Source organism: Streptomyces sp. NPDC042259 (genome assembly GCF_055582085.1).
The window spans coordinates 46,307-63,901 of record NZ_JBVJDW010000014.1 but is presented as its reverse complement, the minus strand read 5'-3'; the positions used below and the strand labels follow the sequence as shown (position 1 = coordinate 63,901).

16 protein-coding genes are annotated in these 17,595 nt (G+C 70.5%); 4 read left to right on the top strand and 12 right to left on the bottom strand.

What is annotated here, in order from left to right; all coding sequences use genetic code 11:
* Positions 1–73: 73 nt before the first annotated feature.
* From ACZ6MA_RS29610 to casA, 8 genes are all read right to left on the bottom strand, one after another.
* Positions 74–520, bottom strand: a complete 447-nt coding sequence (locus tag ACZ6MA_RS29610; protein ID WP_469437473.1) for a diaminopimelate epimerase — start codon at positions 518–520, stop codon at positions 74–76.
* A gap of 21 nt (positions 521–541) precedes the next feature.
* Entirely contained in the window at positions 542–904 is a 363-nt protein-coding gene (locus tag ACZ6MA_RS29605; protein ID WP_469437472.1) for a hypothetical protein, read from the bottom strand.
* Positions 905–1,066: 162 nt separating this feature from the next.
* Positions 1,067–3,844, bottom strand: a complete 2,778-nt coding sequence (cas3, locus tag ACZ6MA_RS29600; protein ID WP_469437470.1) for a CRISPR-associated helicase Cas3' — start codon at positions 3,842–3,844, stop codon at positions 1,067–1,069.
* A 1,179-nt stretch (positions 3,845–5,023) separates the two neighbouring features.
* Entirely contained in the window at positions 5,024–5,710 is a 687-nt protein-coding gene (gene cas6e, locus ACZ6MA_RS29595) for a type I-E CRISPR-associated protein Cas6/Cse3/CasE (protein ID WP_469437468.1), read from the bottom strand.
* A gap of 54 nt (positions 5,711–5,764) precedes the next feature.
* A complete protein-coding gene (cas5e, locus tag ACZ6MA_RS29590) occupies positions 5,765–6,499 on the bottom strand; it encodes a type I-E CRISPR-associated protein Cas5/CasD (protein ID WP_469437466.1) in 735 nt (244 codons plus the stop codon).
* Positions 6,496–7,683, bottom strand: a complete 1,188-nt coding sequence (gene cas7e, locus ACZ6MA_RS29585; RefSeq protein ID WP_469437464.1) for a type I-E CRISPR-associated protein Cas7/Cse4/CasC — start codon at positions 7,681–7,683, stop codon at positions 6,496–6,498. The genes cas5e and cas7e overlap by 4 nt, the downstream gene beginning before the upstream one ends.
* Positions 7,680–8,291 carry a type I-E CRISPR-associated protein Cse2/CasB gene (casB, locus tag ACZ6MA_RS29580; protein ID WP_469437462.1) on the bottom strand — a complete coding sequence of 204 codons (612 nt, stop codon included), beginning with the start codon at positions 8,289–8,291 and terminating at the stop codon, positions 7,680–7,682. Before casB ends, cas7e begins: the two co-directional genes overlap by 4 nt.
* A 25-nt stretch (positions 8,292–8,316) precedes the next feature.
* Entirely contained in the window at positions 8,317–9,801 is a 1,485-nt protein-coding gene (gene casA / locus ACZ6MA_RS29575) for a type I-E CRISPR-associated protein Cse1/CasA (protein ID WP_469437460.1), read from the bottom strand.
* A gap of 923 nt (positions 9,802–10,724) precedes the next feature.
* On the opposite strand from casA, the gene ACZ6MA_RS29570 reads away from it, so the two are divergent.
* On the top strand, positions 10,725–11,765 hold the full coding sequence (locus ACZ6MA_RS29570) for a fatty acid desaturase (protein WP_469437458.1): 1,041 nt from the start codon (positions 10,725–10,727) through the stop codon (positions 11,763–11,765).
* Between the two features lie 142 nt (positions 11,766–11,907).
* Here the strand turns inward: ACZ6MA_RS29570 and dapF are convergent, their stop codons facing one another.
* Both dapF and ACZ6MA_RS29560 read right to left on the bottom strand, forming a co-directional pair.
* Positions 11,908–12,834, bottom strand: a complete 927-nt coding sequence (gene dapF / locus ACZ6MA_RS29565) for a diaminopimelate epimerase (protein WP_469437457.1) — start codon at positions 12,832–12,834, stop codon at positions 11,908–11,910.
* Positions 12,831–13,088, bottom strand: a complete 258-nt coding sequence (locus ACZ6MA_RS29560; RefSeq protein WP_469437455.1) for a hypothetical protein — start codon at positions 13,086–13,088, stop codon at positions 12,831–12,833. The genes dapF and ACZ6MA_RS29560 overlap by 4 nt, the downstream gene beginning before the upstream one ends.
* Positions 13,089–13,206: 118 nt before the next feature.
* Here ACZ6MA_RS29560 and ACZ6MA_RS29555 point away from each other — a divergent pair, with 118 nt between their 5' ends.
* A complete protein-coding gene (locus tag ACZ6MA_RS29555; protein WP_469437454.1) occupies positions 13,207–13,974 on the top strand; it encodes a GntR family transcriptional regulator in 768 nt (255 codons plus the stop codon).
* A gap of 85 nt (positions 13,975–14,059) precedes the next feature.
* Positions 14,060–14,968 (top strand): hypothetical protein, encoded by a 909-nt coding sequence (locus ACZ6MA_RS29550; RefSeq protein ID WP_469437452.1) that lies wholly within the window; start codon positions 14,060–14,062, stop codon positions 14,966–14,968.
* A gap of 113 nt (positions 14,969–15,081) precedes the next feature.
* On the opposite strand, the gene ACZ6MA_RS29545 is transcribed toward ACZ6MA_RS29550, so the two are convergent.
* Together ACZ6MA_RS29545 and ACZ6MA_RS29540 are read right to left on the bottom strand one after the other, a co-directional pair.
* Positions 15,082–15,396: a hypothetical protein gene (locus ACZ6MA_RS29545; protein ID WP_469437450.1), complete on the bottom strand. Its 315-nt coding sequence runs from the start codon at positions 15,394–15,396 to the stop codon at positions 15,082–15,084.
* Positions 15,397–15,874: 478 nt separating this feature from the next.
* On the bottom strand, positions 15,875–16,558 hold the full coding sequence (locus ACZ6MA_RS29540; protein ID WP_469437448.1) for a DUF6882 domain-containing protein: 684 nt from the start codon (positions 16,556–16,558) through the stop codon (positions 15,875–15,877).
* 258 nt (positions 16,559–16,816) lie between these two features.
* Between ACZ6MA_RS29540 and ACZ6MA_RS29535 the strand changes: the two genes are divergently transcribed.
* Entirely contained in the window at positions 16,817–17,437 is a 621-nt protein-coding gene (locus ACZ6MA_RS29535) for a hypothetical protein (RefSeq protein ID WP_469437447.1), read from the top strand.
* Positions 17,438–17,595: the final 158 nt, after the last annotated feature.

The window sequence follows — 17,595 nt, the reverse complement described above, 5'->3', positions numbered from 1 at the left end:
CGCAGGACCTGCCGGCCTTCCCGGGCCAGCTCAAGGGCCGCGTCCTGACATCGGGGGCGTTTATAGCGGTTTGCTACTGGGGCATGGGTGGCGAAGGAACGTGCTGAGCAAGGGTGACGGTTCCCTCGGCGACGATCGCGGCTGGGCCGGTGAGCTGCATGGTTTCGTCAGCACGAATGGTGATGTGGAGCCGGCCGCCGGGAAGGCCGACGATGTAGCTGTCGGGCCCAGTGATCTGTTGGTGGTGGCGCCATGCCGCAACGGCGGCGCAGGCGCCGGTGCCGCATGCAGCTGTCTCACCGACGCCGCGTTCATGGACGCGCAGGGCCACATGGCGGGAACCGCGGGTGGTGACGAACTCGACGGTTACACCGCCCGGATACGCCTCGGGCGGAGTGATCACCGGGGCGGCGCGCAGGTCGCTGGCATGGGAGAGGTCGTTGACGAATCCATGAGCGGGGCCGCCGTCCCTCCCGGCCTCTCCGCAAGAGGGCCCGACGCGTGCCAGGGAAGCGCGCATGACAGAGCGCGGCGACCCCGGTCATACCCCGGTGAGGATGAAGAAAGGGGTCACAAGCAGCAGGAGGTGCAGGCAGGCCAGGCAGAAGCGGAGTACGGCGACGCGCCGGGGCAAGAGCACGGCCACCAGTCCTGTGACGCCGGCCAGCCACATCACCCGCCAGGACCAGTGGAGTGCCACCATGAGCGGCTTGGTGCACCCCTGGTCGTGGCAGTGGTCGTGGGACACCTGCTTGGTGAGATCGGCCAGGCCCAGTAGCAGGAGCGCGGGCACGAAGAGGATCAACCCGATGGCCGCCAGCTTCCGACCCAGAGGGACATAGGCCGGCTGCGCATCGTGCTGCTGAGATGCCATACCGTTGCGGGGATTTGCCGTGGTAGCCATGATGACCACCTCACACCGGACGGCCGCCCAGCCGTATCGGTTCCTGTACTCATACCGGCCCCCTGCCGTACTCAGGAACCAGGGCGGGGTGGGCGACGGCTGATCGGTCGTCTGCCCTGGGCAGGACTGCTGCTGCCCGCAAGGTTCCCGGGCTGGGCGCCGTCACTGGGGGCATGCGCTGCGGCTCTGCTGGCGGACCAGTCCGAGCAGGGGATCAAGTCCCAAGGTGTGCTTCCCCGTGTTGAACGGCTGGACGGCGCCGTCGGGTGAGACAGGGTGGGACAGAAGCCGGAGGTCCCGCGCTGCAGGGGTGCGCTTCCATTCCTCAGGGGGGTCGATGCCGGGCGTGCCGTTGGGCAGGTAGTCCGAGGGGGCTTGGACGGTCAGGCGGATCAGGGCGGCAACGGCGTCGCGGTCCAGCCGCTTCCGCCCCTGGGCGGGCAAGGGCAGCGGCACCGTGCACGCGGCATCGAGCCACCTGGAGCCGTCGGTGCGGTCGTAGACGGGCAGGATCCGCTCGGAGTCGGCGCCCAGGCGGGTGGTGACCAGGGACGGGTCGATCTCGCGGTCGGTGACCTGGTAAAGGTCGGTGATGCGGTGGGGACTGGGGATGGCGGCGGCGTCGGCTGCGGCGGTCATGGCGGCCTCGCGGGTGGCCCGGTCGCGGTCATCGGCCAGGGCGTCGTCGGCAAGGTCATTGAGCTCGGCGTAGACCGTCTCGATCATGCCAGCCACATCACCGGGGACGTCGATGGGCGTGCCCTGGCGCTGGGTGAGCAGGTCCCGGGTGCGGCGCAGCAGTGCCCCGTCGTAGACCTCGCCCCAGGCCCGCGGCGGCAGCTGCCCCGTCGGGCTGAGCACGACGAGCTGTGGTTCGGCGGCCCAGGACGGGCGGGTGCCGCGATCACCGAGGGCGTGCCGGTGCCCGCGCCCGGCGCGTTGCAGGAGCTGGGCAAGCGGGGCCAGATCGCTGACGACGAGGTCGAAGTCCACATCCAGGGACTGCTCGGCGACCTGCGTGGTGACCACGATCAGCGGCTCCTTGCAGCGTGCGGAACGAGGTCCTACGAGGTTGAGGACGGTGTGGGTGAGCTCCTCGCGCTGCCACACCGGCATGCGGGCATGCAACAGGAGCACCCGGGGCTGTCGGCCGCCGGGCCGGCGGGCGAGAGCGAGGAACGTCTTCTGCGCGTCGGGGACGGTGTTGCACACCACCAGCACCGAGCCCAGATCCTGCTCAGCGTCGTAAAGCGGCGCGAGCACGCCGGCCAGGCGCCGGGCCCGGCCCGTCGCCTCCTGGGCGTCATGCGTGTGGCGTACCTCGTGCAGGTCGACGGCCAGGGAACGGGCCCGCGTGCTGGGGATGACCGGTGAACCGGTGACCTCGCCACTCTGGGCGTCGGCGAAGAGCCATCCCGGGTAGGCGGGGGCAACGTCGCTCCTCGGAGTGTGGCCGGCGCCGGTGAGGTAGGCGCTGACCAGGCGTCGTGCGATCGCCCCGGACAGGGTGGCGGAGAGCAGGACCACTGGAACTCGAAGGTGCCCCAGCCATTCCAGCAACCGGATCGTCAGAGCATGGCCGTACGCGTCGTAGGCGTGGGCCTCGTCGATGATCAGCGTCTTGCCGGACAGGCCAAGCCAGCGCAAGGCGTTGAACCGTACAGGCAAGGCCGCCATGGCGGCCTGGTCCCACGTGCCCACCGCAACACCCGAAAGCAGCCCCAGGTGCCGACGGCGTAGGAACTCCCCTGCCGTGGTCGACGTGCAGCCGTCCTCGATGACCCCGTCGGCGCCTGCATCCGTGTAGTCGGTGTTGAGCCAGGCCAGTCCGTGCAGCAACGTCACCGGCGTATCGGACGTCGTGCTGCGCGCTACGTAGGTGCGGACCCTCCGCCACATCGCTTCCGTCGTGGCCATCGTGGGGAGCAGCACGGCCAGCCCTGACCGGCCGGACGCAGCCCCCAGCACCCGCGCACCGTACAGCCCGGACTCGGTCTTGCCGTCCCCCGTCGGCGCGGTCACCACCAACAATCCCGCCCCCGTCACCAGCCCTGACAGCCGGAGACCGAGATCAGCCTGCAGAGGATGAGGCGTAGTGATCGCGGGGAACGCCTCGGCAAAGGAAGCGGCGGCCCGCCACACCGGCGACGACAGCTGCGCTTGGGCCACCGCCGCTGGAGCAGCCTTCGCGGCACGGGCGTAGTGCGCCAGCCAGTCGGTCTCACCAGCAGCCCGCCACTCTCCCAGCCTGTCCGTCACCCAACCCGCCTTCGATGCCAGCCAGTCAGCGAGCACCACCAGGCCCGTCACCATCACCGCCACCCCGCCAGGTGCCGTCTTAACCGGAGCGCCGGGGCGCCCGCACGCCTCATGCACCAGCTCCACCAGGGCGGCCCGCTGCTCAACCCAGCCGGCGGCGACACCGATACGCGGCTCGGCCCGGCCCGGGTCCGCCATCGTCGCCCGGTCGAGCATCGCCCCGTAGTCACCATGGTGACCGCCAAGGATCTGCGCCACCTGCTGCCCAACCGCGCGCCCCGGCCGCGAGGACACGTCATACCCATAGGCAGCGAGCAGGGGAGGCAGGGCCAGATGCGTCACCCGCTCATGCCGCACTGGCTCATCGTGCATCCACCCAGAGGAAGAAGAAAATCTCTCATTCCGCAAGAAGGCCGGACGCGGTCCGGAGGACTGGCCCTGAAAGGAAGGACAGCACTTGCCCAGATCGTGCAAGCCAGCCCAGAACGCGACCATCCCACGAGCAACACACACCTCGACCCCGAAACCATCCGCAATCACGCGCCGCTCACCATGCGTCAGGTACGAATCCCACAGGGACACCGCGAAAGCCGCTGTGTCCAACAGGTGACAGGCCAACGGATACGGAAAGGGCAACTCATCCCACTTTCCCCATATGCAGGAATTGATCTCGCAGGTCATTAGGCGTGACACACCCTTTCTTTCGGTATTTCCTTCGAGTAAAAAGCCCCCACTCTGTGTGGGCGAACTGGCCGAGGAGCGGTCGGAGACAGCGTCGACCGACGGACTGCTCCCGCGTGCGCAGTCAGATCAGTTGCGGCTCTTGACGGTCATGTCCAGCACCGATCTACACCCGCTTGTGCGGGTTGGACGGCAGTGCCGACCTCGGTGACGACGACGCGGGCCTACACCCGCGTGTGCGGGTTGGGCCGCCGCAGTCGTCGGGCCCTGGGGGCCCTCCTTTGACCTACACCCGCGTGTGCGGGTTGGACCGCACCTCGCGCCACTCGGCCGACTCGACCCACGGCCTACACCCGCGTGTGCGGGTTGGACTCCGGCAGTGGCTCCGGCCGCGCGGGCTTGGGCGGCCTACACCCGCGTGTGCGGGTTGGACGGCCTCACGGGATTCCCGGGTATCGTCCTCGGCGGCCTACACCCGCGTGTGCGGGTTGGACGCTGCCTTCCGCGTCTAGCCCGAGTGGATCGACGGCCTACACCCGCGTGTGCGGGTTGGACGAACACCGGCCCCCGCCACTCCAGAGGAGCACCGGCCTACACCCGCGGGTGCGGGTTGGCCCCCTGGATGGTGCTGACGCCGCACTCCGGGCAGGACCTACACCCGCGGGTGCGGGTCGGTCGGCGAGCGTGCACATCGCCATCAGCGCGGCGTGGACCTACACCCGCGGGTGCGGGTTGGCCTCGACCGTGCGCGAGAGCGGCGACCGGATGGGCGACCTACACCCGCGTGTGCGGGTTGGACGAAGGCGGCGGTCATGGACCGGACGGCTTCGACGACCTACACCCGCGTGTGCGGGTTGGACTCCTTGCCGCCGTTCGTCAGCAGGTCCGCGTACGACCTACACCCGCGTGTGCGGGTTGGACGGATCACCACGGCGGACGAGTGCAAGGCGCGCCGACCTACACCCGCGTGTGCGGGTTGGACTGCCGGTGGTAGGCGGCCTCGGTGCCGCACGGCGACCTACACCCGCGTGTGCGGGTTGGACCGCAACGGTCCTGGTGGGCCGATCACCGCCGGCGACCTACACCCGCGTGTGCGGGTTGGACCCTTTGTGAGCTGCGGCGTTCGGCGGCCTTTGCTGTTTTGTTATCAAGGTGCAGGCGGGTGGCGGGTGGGGTTTGTCAGGGGCTGGTGAGGGGGGCGATGGAGAGGAGGCCTGCTCCGTAGGCGCGGGCGCGGCCTAGGCCGGTGGTGATGGCGGTGCGTAGGGCGTTGGGGTCGGTGATGGTGGCGGTTCCTTCGAAGCGGGTGAGTTTTTCTGCTATGCGGCCGGTGGTCTTCCAGCCGATGAGGTCAGCTTGGCTGGAGGCTTGTGTGGTGGTGGGTTCGGGGGTGAGGCCGGCGCGTTGGGCTTGGTGGTGCCACCAGTTGATGGCGTCGGGGCCGTGGAGCGGGGTGCGGCGGCCGCGTTTGCGGCGGCCGGTCTGGTCGTGTTCGTGGGTGGCGGTGGAGCGGGTGGCTACGGCGTCGATGCGGTAGCGGAGGGTGTTGCCTTTCTGGCACCAGGTGAGGAGCGGGGTGAGGTCGCGTTCGTCGGTGGCGGTGGCGTAGCCGATGGGCAGTGCGTGGAGGTCGAGTGGGGCGGCGGACTGGATGAGGAGGGTGTGTCCGTTGGGGAGGCGCTCGAGGCGGTAGAGGATGCCGGCGGCTTGGCGGGGTGCTTCGCCGAGCTGGTCGGGGACGAGGCCAAGGACGCGGCGGTGGAGTGACTGGGTGTCTTTGAGGTCGTGGCCGGCGTCGCGGGACCAGGGGTCGATCTTGATGCGGGTGAGGTGGGTGGTGGCGGGTGGGGCGAGGGGGGTGCTCACGGGGAGGGCTCCGGTGGTGCTCGGGCCTGCGGACGCGGGTGTGGGCCTGGTCGTTTAGGGGGCTGCGCGGTATTGGGTGAGGGCGTTGAGGTAGTCGGTGCCGCGGCCTTTGCAGAGGTCGGCGGGGAGGTCTCGGCGTGTTTCCCACACGTGGCGGGTGGTCCAGGTGCGTCCGGGCAGTGGCACGTCCTGGACCTTGCGGGTGGGCGGGAGGTGAGGGTTCCCGGGTGGGGGGTGTTCGCTGATGAAGGTGATGGTGACGGTGTCTTGTCCGGGAGGGGCGGGGCGGTGCAGCGGCACGCGTTCGAGCGCCGCCGGTGCGTCGGTGGTTGTGGTGAGGAGGACGGGGGTGTCCGGGGGGCAGGACCGTCGTCCGAGGTATGGGGGGAAGACGGGGTTGCGCAGGGCGGTTTCTGCCTGGTCGATGAGGTTGTGGGGGCCGGTGACGGCGATGGTGAAGGCGGCGTCGGCCAGGTACCAGTCTTCGAAGATGAGGGCTTCGCCGCGGCGGCCGCCGTCGGCGGTGATGACGGTGCGGGCTTTGGGGTAGCCGCCGCCGACGGTGTGGAAGTCCATCAGCCGCTGTCCGGGCCGGTCGACGCGGACGGTGTAGCGCAGTTGGTCGAGGTCGGTGAGGTCGCTGTCGCGGGGGCGTCCTTGGGCGGCGGCGATCAGGCCGGTCAGGGCGCTGCGGGTGGGGTGGGGGCGGGTGTCGCGGACGCGGCCGCCGTGGGGGCCGCCCCAGGACTGCAGGGACGCGGAGAAGTGGAGGACGAGGCCGGCGGTCACTGGTGTGCCTTGGCCAGGGCGGTGGTGGTGATGGTCTCGACGAGGTCGTTGAGGCGGGGGATGTGGTGGCCGAGTGCGGTGAGGGTGTGCAGGTTGTGGGCGGTGCCGCTGTGGGCGGCGGCCAGCAGGGCTTGGGGGCTGTAGAAGGCGTTGGTGGCGGTGGCGTGCTGGTCCAGGGCGGTGATGCTGGGGGCGGTCCAGCCGGAGGTGTCGTCGGCGACGACGGGGGCTTCGAAGGCGCCTTCGAGGTTGACGGGCTGGTCGGCGCGGACGGTGAGGTAGACCAGGGAGGGGGGTGTGAAGGGGGCGGTGCTGTTCTTCTTGGCGGTGGGGACGTGGACGGCGAACTCGGTGAGGAACGCGCGGATCAGCTCGGTAGCGGCCTGCTGGTCTCCGCGGAGGTTGCGGAGGAGTTCGTCGAGGTTGATCGTCGCGTAGCGGTAGAAGGTGCCGGAGGTGTAGGCGGCGTTGCCCATGTGGGCGGAGCCGTTGTCGGTGCCGGGGATGTCGTCGACGGCGGTGAAGAAGTCGCGCTGTTCGTCGGCGGCGTGGGTGGTGATGGCGTGGGCGACGGCGATGGCGCCGTCGACGGTGACCTCGGGGGTGTTGGCGAGCATGCGGCCGAACGCGGCGATCGCGCCGTTGCGGCTGGCGATGATTTCGCGGACCTGGGTCTGGATCGCCTTGATCTGCTTGGCGGTTTCCTTGTCGGGCTTGGGGGCCTTCTTCTTGCCCTTGGCGGCGTCGGCTTCGGCCTCGGCTTTCGCGTGCTGGGCTGCGGCGGTGATCGCGGTGTGGTGGTTCTCAACGAGGTCGGCGAGCAGGCGGATACCGGCGGCGGGGAGGTAGAGCATCACGCTGGTGGTGCCGGCGTCGGTGATGGCCAGGCCCTTGACTCCGGCGGCCAGGGCGACGGCCTGGCCGGCGTCGGTGGCCTCTTGCTCGTCCCAGCCGCGCCGGCACAGTTCGGCGGCGACCTCGCTGGGGACGCGGCGGGTGCGCAGGGCCTTGTCGCCGAGGATGTCCTCGATCTTGGTGCGGCACCCGCGCTTGAGGCACTGGGAGGAGATGCGGGAACGTTCCACCGCGCCGTAGACGGCGGTCTTGGGGGAGCCGTACTCGTCGCGGTTGAGGTTCGACAGCGGGTAGGCGTGGATGACGTGGGCGTCGATGATGATGCTCATGCGGTGGGCTCCTGCGTGACGGTGGGGTCGGGGGTGGGGGCGTAGCGGCTGTCCATCCAGCGGCTGGCGACGTCGGTGCGGTAGCGCGGCCAGCGGTTCAGGTCCCGCAGGAGGTGGGGCCAGGAGAGGGGGACACGGTCGTCGGCGAGCCGGCGGATCACCGGCTGCAGGTTGCGCAGCAAGCTGCGCAGGGTGCGCTGGCGGGCCAGATGCTGCAGCAGTTCGGTGGTTGCCTCATCGCGCAGCACGCCGGTGTCGACGGCGTGGGCGAGGGTCCAGCCGAAGTTGCCGTGGGCCGGGTCGTAGAGGGTGGGCCGTTCCGGGTTGAGGGACGGGTTCGGGGCCTGGGCCGCGTACATGCCGGCCACGGCCAGGTAGGCGAGTTTGGTGTCGGGGTGGTGGCCGGGGATTCTTGGACGCAGGTGGGGCAGCATGCGCCATGGCTCGTCCAGGTCGCGCAGGCTCTGCCCGGTGGCGAGGTCGCTGCGCCCGCCGGGGGTGGAGCAGACATCGGCGACGTGTTCCATGAAGGCGGTCGACCGGGCCAGCCACTGTGGCGGACGCTGCTGTGCCCCGGCACCGGTTGCGGGGGGCGCGTCGGTGTTCATTGCTTCCTCTCTGTCATTCAAGGCGTCAGGACGCAGCCGGGGCCGGCTTGCCGCTGGTCTTCTTCCTGCGGGGCGGGCTGGTCAGCGAGGCGCGGGCCTTGGCAACGGCGTTCATCCCCTGGACGGTGTTCTTCAGCGAGCGCGCTGCGGCGTCGAAGGAGACGAGGGCGATCCGGCGGAAGGCGGGCGGCCAGCTGGTGTCGGTGACGACCTGCCAGAACTCGGCCTCCGCGCGCTCCCAGTACTGGTTCATGGCGCGTCCGACGAAGCCCTCGCGTTCCTTGGGCGGCCGGCGCGCGTTGACTGCGTGCCAGGCGGCGGCCAGGGCGCGGCCCAGGTCACTGGCGGAAGCCTCGGCCTGGCTGCGGCAGGCGGCGACTGCCGCTGCGCCGTCGGGATCGGCCTCCTCGAGGTGCGCGAGGACGGCGGGGGTGGTGGCCGCGTACCACTGGTTGTTCTTGTCCTGCTTGTCCTGGTCCCAGGCCAGCGCCCGTACGCCGAGATGCTGAAGGACATCGGGGGGAAGTTCGGCGAGGGTGTCGAAGGCGGTGGGGCGCCGCTGGGCTGTCTTCGATCCGGGCCGCTCCTTGAGGAGCAGCGCGTCCAGGTCACGCCATACCGCTCGTTGCCGCGAGGCCCGCAACGGGCCGCCTGCATCCCGTTCGACCAGGTAGGGGTCGACGGCCGGCGGGAGGTCGACGGAGGTGCCCCACGCGATGCGGCAGCCGGTGGTGTGGCCTGCGCTGTTACTGGTGAGCAGCACGGCGTGGGCGGTGCGGGTGGTCAGCAGGGAGACCGGGCCGCTGGCTGGCGCCGGCATCAGCGGGTCGGGCAGATCCGGGCTCTCCCACGGTGCGAGGTCCTCTCCCGGGTTCGCGGGCCAGGCTCCGGGGGCGGGCACCGAGACGACCAGGGTGAGGAACAGCGAGCCGGGGTGGTGGGGGAAGTAGGAGATCAGGGCCCGGTACGGGCCCGCCTTGCAGGAGTTCGTGCTGCGCCCGGCGTGCGAGCGGACGGCGGCCATGCCGGAGGGGCCGAAGCCGCGCCAGGCCAGCAGCCACCCGGCCGCCTCCGTGTCCGGGACAGGAGCGTCCTGGGGGATGTTGCTGGCCCAGACCGCGTTGTTGCCGGAGGGCCGGTCCATCGCCAGCCGGCCCGGCGGCGCGTCCTCACCGCACTCCTCACCGAGCCGCGGGTCCTGAAGAAATGGGTGCACTGCGTCATACAGGTCCCATCGGCCTGTGTGCGCGGCGAAGTACCGGCGCACACGCCCGGCGTCGAAATGGCCCTGGACCAGGAGCTCCTCGCGGGCATCGAGCCACTGCTCACCCGAGCCGGTGTCCAGGCCGCTGACCCGCGCGGTGAACGCCGCGAGCAGCCGGCGCAGCACTGCCTCCACCGGCGGCAGCGCCACATCGAGGTCGGCGAGCAGGTGAGCCGATTGGAGCAGCTGGCGCAGGCCCACCGCGGCCCGGTCACCGGGGCGGCAGCCTGGCAGGAGACGACTCAATTCGGCTGACTCAGAATTATCCAGGTCAGCTCTGACCCGTACAGGTATCCACGGGTCTTCAGCAACGGAAAACGTAGGCACGCTGCTCCCTTCCAGTCAGATGCGCGTCTCAGGTGGCCTTCAGCTACCTGAGGTGAGGTCAGGGACAGGAAGGCGAGCCACATGCAAACAGGTGGATTCACGGCACGGCAAAATGATCAAGATGCCAGGTCAGGGCCGGTGAGCGGCCGCTGTCAGTGGGCCTCTGTAATGTGCCCGCCCGCTTTCTCGGCGCGGCGCCGGCAGCGCCCAACGGCTAAAGGCTGTGCCTCCCCTGATGCTCCGGAAGGCGGAGGCACAGCCGGGCAGCCCTAGAGCTCCCGCACCCTCTCTCCTGTGGAATCGGCGCCGCAAATGACGTAGGGGCGGGACAAGTTGATTCCAGGAGGCCTTTCACGTCCGGGTCTGCCGCAATGCGCAAAGGTGGGAGAAGCGGCAGAGCGCCGTTACTTCCCTACCCACTCCCCCATTTGCAAGATCAATTACGTTTGACGTCGGCGTGAGGGGATCAATGGCCTCAGGCAGTGTGAGAAACGGCACGCTCACGCACCGGAGCTGTCGGACTCCGGATGATGCCGCCACGCCCTTACCCACCTCCGCCTTCCCAGCCCGAGCCTCGGTCGTCGGCCCGGGGGGCCGCGCCGAGCAAGTGCCGGATCTTCGCCTGAAGTCAGGTCGCGGATGCGACGTCTACACGTCTATGCCTCCGTGCGTCGCCTGCGGCCGCGGGAACACATGCAGCCGCGAACCCCCCGTCCTCGGGCCGCGGTTCTCATGACATCCGGGGCTTCTTGATCAGTCGCCCCTCCAAAGCTAGCTAACTAGATGTACGGTGCGTCACGAACGGTGGGACCCGCCTACCCATTCGCCCGTCCGGGACTTTCATGCTGCTCTGCTTATCCGCCCTCGCCGCCGGCATCGTGCTGCGCCAGGCCGACCGGGTCTGGTTCGCCCGGAGACGCCCGCACACCGCCGCGGTCGGCGAGCTCATAGCCCTCCAGCGCACGCGCGCCAACGACCTGACCCCCATCTGCCTGATGGCCGGGCAGTGGCTGCAGATCACTGGCTGGTGGCTCCTGGCCGCCCAGGGACCGCTCGCGGGCGCGGTGGCCGCGTTCGGGGTCGCCGCCCAGTTCCGGCATCTGCAAGAACTCAGTCACTTCGCCGTGCACGGGGTCCTTGCCCGCACCGCCCGCGCCAACCGCCTGCTCGCCGAAGCCCTGGCTCATCTCCCCCTCGGGCTCGGCCCCGTGGCGGTCCGGCGACGGCGGCACGTGCGCGACCACCACCCCAACGCCACCTCGGCGACCGACCCCAACCTCGAGGAGCTCCGCGACGCCGGCCTGCGTCCGGGCGCCCGCCGTATCCAGTTCGCCGCCGCACTGCTGTTTCCGCTGACCCCGCGCGGCGTCGGGGCGACCCTGGGCACCATCGCCGCCAACGCCCTCCGCTCCCCCGGCCGCGCAGCCGCCGTCGCCGCCGTCCTCACCGCCGCCTACCTCACCGGCGGCCCGTCCGCCGCCGTGCTCGGCGTGCTCGTGCCCCGGCTGCTGCTCTACCCCCTCCTTGCCTGGTGCAGCCTGCTGGTGGAGCACACATGGTTCGACCCCGAGCCCCGTACCGGCTCACCGGCCTGGGTCGAGGGCGGCCGCTGCCTGCGCCTCTACCCGCGCAACCGCGCCCTGGCGGCTCTCGCCGCGGCCACATGGCTGCCGTACGGCGACCTGCACCACTACGCGCACTCCGCCCATCCCTCGGTGCGCTGGAATTACCTGCCCGCTCTGGAACGCCATCTGGCTCCTCCCCACTTCGCGCCTCCGGCGCTGCTGTGGGGGCCGGGGTCGGTCGTCCGCCGGCACCGTAATGCCTTGCAGCCGCGCCCGGCCGGCGATATGGCCCGTTCAAGTTCCACACCCGTCACGTAACAGGGAGTGGGCAGCAACGTCGGCGGCCTGGACCCGACCGGGTCCAGGCCGCCGACGTCTGCGCTGGCTGTGCTCCTGGCGATGCCGGCCCGGCCGCCGCTTCATGGGGGGCTGTGTTCCGGCCGCCGGCGATCGTGGTGTGTCAGCTGCCCGCCGCGCAGGTGGCCTTCCTCCAGGGGTGCGGTGCGCCGGCGGGTGTGAGGTTGACGGTGCCCTGGGCGACGATCGCGGCGGGGCCGGTGAGCGCCATGGCGCCGTCGGCGGCCACCGCTATGTGGAGGCGGCCGCCCGGGAGGTCGGCGGTGTACCGGCCGTCTCCGGCTCCTCCGCGCCCGCCGGCGTGGAGGAGGGCCGCCACGGCGGCGCAGGCGCCGGTCCCGCACGCGCGGGTCTCCCCCACACCGCGTTCATGGACGCGCAGTTGAAGGTGCCGGGCGCTGCGGATCGCGGCGAAGGTGACGGTGACGCCGTGGGGGTAGGCATTGGCCGGGGTGACGGCGGGCGGGGTGCGCAGGTCTCCGGCGTGGGCGAGGTCGTCGACGATGACGACCGCGTGCGGGTTGCCCATGTCCACGTGCAGCGCGGGCCATCGCCGGCGGCCGACTTCGACCTTGATGTGGTTCGGGCCGGGCAGGCGGGGGCGGCCCATCAGCACGGTGACGGGGCCCTGGAAGTCTGGTGCGCGGGAGGGGACGCGGACCTTGCGGATTCCGGCGCGGGTGGCGATGGCGAGGGTGCCGGGCAAGGCCAGGCCGGTGTCGACGAGGTAGCGGGCGAAGAGGCGGATGCCGTTGCCGCACATGGCGGCCCTGGCGCCGTCGGGGTTGCGGTAGTCCATGAACCACTCGGCGGCGCGTGCCATCGCGGAGGCCTCGGGGTCGGCGGTGGTGCGGACGGCGCGCAGCAGGCCGTCGGCGCCGATGCCTCTTCGCCGGTCGCACAGGCGCTGGACGTCCTCGGAGGTGAGCGTCAGGCGGTGACCGGGGTCGGGAAGGAGGACGAAGTCGTTCTCGGCTCCGTGCCCCTTGAAGAAGGGGTGGGCGGCGGGGTGGGGGAGCTCGGGGGTCATGGGCGGGGGCCTTCTCCTAATTCGAAGCGCAGCCAGGCCACCTGGTGCCCGGCGAGGGTGTTGGTGAGGCCGTAGGTGGTGCCGAGGTCGAGGACGGCCAGGAGGCGCGGCCATATCTCCAAGTGGGCACCAGTGATGTCGATCTCGAGACGGACAGCGCCGGCTTCATCGGTGCGGCGGGGCCTGGCGCCGGTGAGGGCGGTGAGCTGAGCGGTCGCGGAGTGGATCGCGGCGATCCGGTGGTCGTAGCTCACGTCACCCACTTCGACGAACAGAAGTTACCGAACGTGTTTCTAGTTAACTAGCTTTGAGCTAGCTAACTAGATTTGTCAATCGGCAAGGTCAGCTCCGGGGCATAAGGAGACGAGACGCGTGGTTGACGGCAGCTCACAGACGCCGGCTCCCTATCAGCGGGCGGCTGCCGCAATCCGCGCCCGCATCGCCGACGGCACCTGGCCCACCGGACACCGTCTTCCCTCCCGCACCGCACTCGGTGAGGAACTCGGCGTCGGCGAAGGCGCGGTCCGCCGCGCCCAGGAACTCCTGATCACCGAAGGCGTCCTCGAGGGCCGGGCCGGCTCCGGCACCTACGTCCGTACTCCGCAGCAGCGCCGCACCCTGCACCGCGGCCCCCACGCCTCCCCCGCACTGGTCCCGGACGGCTTCGAAGGGATCTGGGAAGCGGAGAGCACCGCCAAGATCCCCGCCCCGGCCCCAATCGCCGCCCGCCTGGCCATCGCCCCCGGCCAGCCGTGCGTGCGCACCGTCTACGAGTTCCTCGCCACCGACCGCAGGCCCGTGATGATCTCCACCAGCTGGGAGCCGATGGCCCTCACCGGCGGCACCGTCGCCGTCCTGCCCGAGGGCGGACCACTGGCCGGCCGCGGCGTCGCCGCCCGCATGGCCCACATCGGAATCACCGTCGACCGCGTGACGGAGACACCCCAGCCTGTCCAGGCCAGCCGCGACCAGGCGCAGCTGCTCGGAATCGCCACCGGCGCCCTGGCCACCCTGATCGAACGCACCCACTACGCCAGCGACGGGCGCCCGGTGGAGACCGCGGACATCCTCGCGCCGGCCGACCGGTGGCAGATCACCTACCACCTCCCGCTCGCCCCGCCCCAGGCCCCCGGCCCCTGACCTCCACAGGCATGCGGCGACCGGAAGACCCGGCTCTCACATCGATCGCTTCGCGGCCCCGGGGCCGAAGAAGGGGGAACAGCTCGTGCCTGCACCACCGCGCAACCCCGCGGCCCGGACCTTCGACGCCCTGGCGTCACCGGCGCTCACCAACCTGCTCGCCCTCGCCGGGATCATCACCCCGGTCATCGCCTGGGCCAGCTCCGGCACCGGCGTGAAGAACGCCCTCATCATCGTCGAGACCGCCCTCGTCCTCATCCTGGCCGGCACCCATTTATGGCTGCGCAAGCGCTACATCACGCTCCGCCGCGCCAATAACCTCAAATCCATGGACGACTCCCAGTACTACGACCTGGTCCGCGCACAGCTGGAAAGGGAGCTGATCTCCGACTACGACGAGATCGCCAACGGACACCTGCGCGTCTACGCATCCAACGTCCCGCGCCTGTCCGTCATGCTCGTCAAAACCCTCCTCGAATCCCAGTCCGAACCCCAGCGCCTGCTCGCCGCCGACCTGACCACCGACCCGACACTGCTCACCCGGCGCCGCGAGTACTTCACAGCCAACCGGCAGCTCATCGAGGCCGGCGGCGAGGTCCGCCGCCTGTTCATCGTCCACCGCGACGATCTCGCCCGTGAGTCCTTCGCCCGCGATCTGCTGACCCTCATCAGCCAGCACCGGCAGGCCGGCGTCACCTGCGGCCTGGCCGTCCGCGAGGCACTGCGGCCCGAGCAAGCCGTCGACTACATCGTCTTCGCGGCCGCCGCCGTCCTCGTCGAGGAAGAGCAAGGCGACGCCGACTACACCCGCGGCCGCTCGAGCGTGCACTTCAAGAACATCAGCCGGTGGCAGGAACGGTTCGAGGCGGCCTGGGGCCACGGCGCCGACGCCGCCCCCATGGCCCTGCAGAACTACGAGATCCTCGCCCGCCCCATGCTCGACGGCAGCACCTGGGACACCGACCGCATCAAGCAGGGCATCGACAGCCTGTAACAGCGGCAACAAAAGGGGCCCGGAGGAGCAGTCGCTCCTCCGGGCCCCTCTGCGATCTTGACCGACACCGGGCGGACGCCCACAGCGCAGCCCACCAGTGGGAACAGACTCGGCTACACGGCGCCCGGGCCCTTCGCGACCATGGCCGACAACAGCTCCACGATCTGCGCCTGGTTGCGGTCCATCTTCTCTTCCAAGGTGTCGAACCGGGCGTTGACCTTGGCGAAACCGTCCCGGACCTCACGGCGCAGCGCGGCCTGGCCCTCGATGACGGCGGCGAAGTTGCCGCCGGTCTGCACCTGCAGCGCCTCGACACGGTCTTCGACCGCCTCAACACGGCGGGCCAGCGACTCAATCTCGTGCTGGACGATGGGGTCCTCGGCGGCCACGCGGGGCTCTCCTGCCAGATCATGAAAAGCGGTGGACATCAGGTACTACACCCTAGCCCGCCCGTCCGCCGGGAATCCAGGTGGCCTGGTACGCGGCCGGCGAAGAAGACCAAGACCTGCCGGGCCGCCGTGGTCAACCCCGTGGAGAGCGCCACGGCACTCTCCCAGGCTGCTCCCTGGCGCCGTACTTCATCCGACGTCCACACGCCGGTCCCAGCTACTCCCCAGGGACGGGGAGGGCACCATCCGCAGGCCCCACCCGCTCCTTCCCGTCACACCTCAATCGCGTGGCCGGATCCGTGCCATACGGAAGCCGCACCGCGGTGTGATCTACGTCTCCCCCAGGCGAAGGTGCCTCCCGCTCGGTCCCGCCCGCGCGTGCGCAGCTCCACGGGGCGGGGCCGCGTCGCTCCTCCCGCCCCCGGCAGGAGGGCCGACGCGTGCCAGGCAACGGCTCATCCCACCAGTGAACCCCTCGTTGCGGCCGTTGGCGCGGCGTTCCCGGTGGCCGGTCAGGTCAGTGCAGGGCGGACATGCGGACGCTGGTGATGCGGCCGCCAGCGTCGAAGTCGATCTCCGCGGTGCCGCCGGGGAGATCGGCGTGAATCTGCCGTCCCTCCTCGCGCCACGGGACGGCGTAGTGCTCGAAGTAGCCGGTCACCACCCGGCGGGCCGAGTGCCCGATGAGACAGGCGCCCGTCATCAGCGTTCTCGGCAGCGCGACCGGGTCCAGGCGGCCCCGGGGGACCTGCGCATCGTCGGGCAGGAAGTAGACCCGGGTCGTGGGGCCGGCCGACTGACCGATGTAGCCCGGGGCTCCGGTGACCCCCATGCCAGCAAAGGCGAGAGCCTCGGCGGCACGCCGCGGCTCGCCAAAGCCGGACAAGTCGAGCACGTCAGCGGCGAGTTCGGCAATGCCGTGCGTCTTCCCGTAGCGTTTGGCCTCCTCAGCAAGGGCCACGGCAGGGGTACCCCGCAGGCCCGGGTTGGCCCAGCCCCACATCCACGACTGCTCCTGAAGGTCATAGGTGCCCAGCACGGCGACGCGCAGCTCGAGGCCGCCCTGCCGGTAGAGGCACGCGGGCAGGTCCGCGGTCCACGGGCCCTGGGGCAAGAACTCGCTCAGGGCCTGCAGCTGAGCGGCACCCCACGCCGCGCGCCGCTCCACCTCGTTCAAGAACTCATCACTGAAGTTGATCACACCCCGGACCCTAGCGAGGCGCCGAATCCGGGCTGCCGGTGGAATCCCGCTCACCGGAGTGCATGGCCCCGCGCGGGCCTGCCTTCCACCACCCTGTGCTCCCTCCCTCCCTCGCAGTCCTTGTCCCTGGCCGACCTGGCCCGACGTGGACACCGCCACGGCTTGGGAAGCTGCGACGGCCGCCTGATGGCCCGCCGGCTGCGGAGGGAGTGCCGGCCCGCCTCGGTTTGCTGGGCACGGGCTGCCTATGCTGCCGCTATGGGTCTGGATCTCACGCTGTTCATGGCCGACTGGGAGCGGCTGAGCGCCATCCCCGTCGAGAACCGGGTCCAAGCACTGGACGATACGACCTGGCCGCCGGAGCCCGGCGGCGAGTACCAAAGGCGCGCACTGCACGGCCGCTGGCTGTGGCCCCCGGACCGGGAGTCTGCATGGTGCGCCGAATACGACTTCGCCTCCACCACCGGCTCCTACAGCCCGCATGCCCGCGCGGGCGATGCATGGGCCGACATGCGTCTCCTCGTCGAGGCATCCGTGCGCGAGGCGATGGACACCTTCCTCGTCGGGCTGATCTGGGATGCGGATCCGGCCGACGATCCCGCGACGACGGGCTATGGAGGGTTCTTCCCGCCGGTTACCGACCGCGGACTCCTACGCGTCCTTCTGGTGTGCCCGCCTGAGGCAGTGCACGGCAAGGCCCGTGCCTGGGAGCGAGTGAAGGTCCAGCTCGAGGAGTTGCGCGAGCCGTTCGCCGCCGAGTGCGAGGGATGGGCAGGCCGTCCGGACAGCTTCGAAAGCTTCACCGCGCTTCTGCGTGAATGGGGCAGCCTGACCGCGGAGGCCGCCCGCCGCGGTTGGGGGCTGGTGGGTCTGCCCTAGCCATCAACGGCGAGCGGCACGCGGCCCACTTCCGTGGCACGCGCCGGAGCAAGCGCCGCATCTGGCGAGCCGGGCAAGGCGACATCCATCCCGGCAATGTCACAGGGGCGCCCTAGGGTCTGAGCATGACACCACGTGAAGTTCCCGTCTCCGCCTCG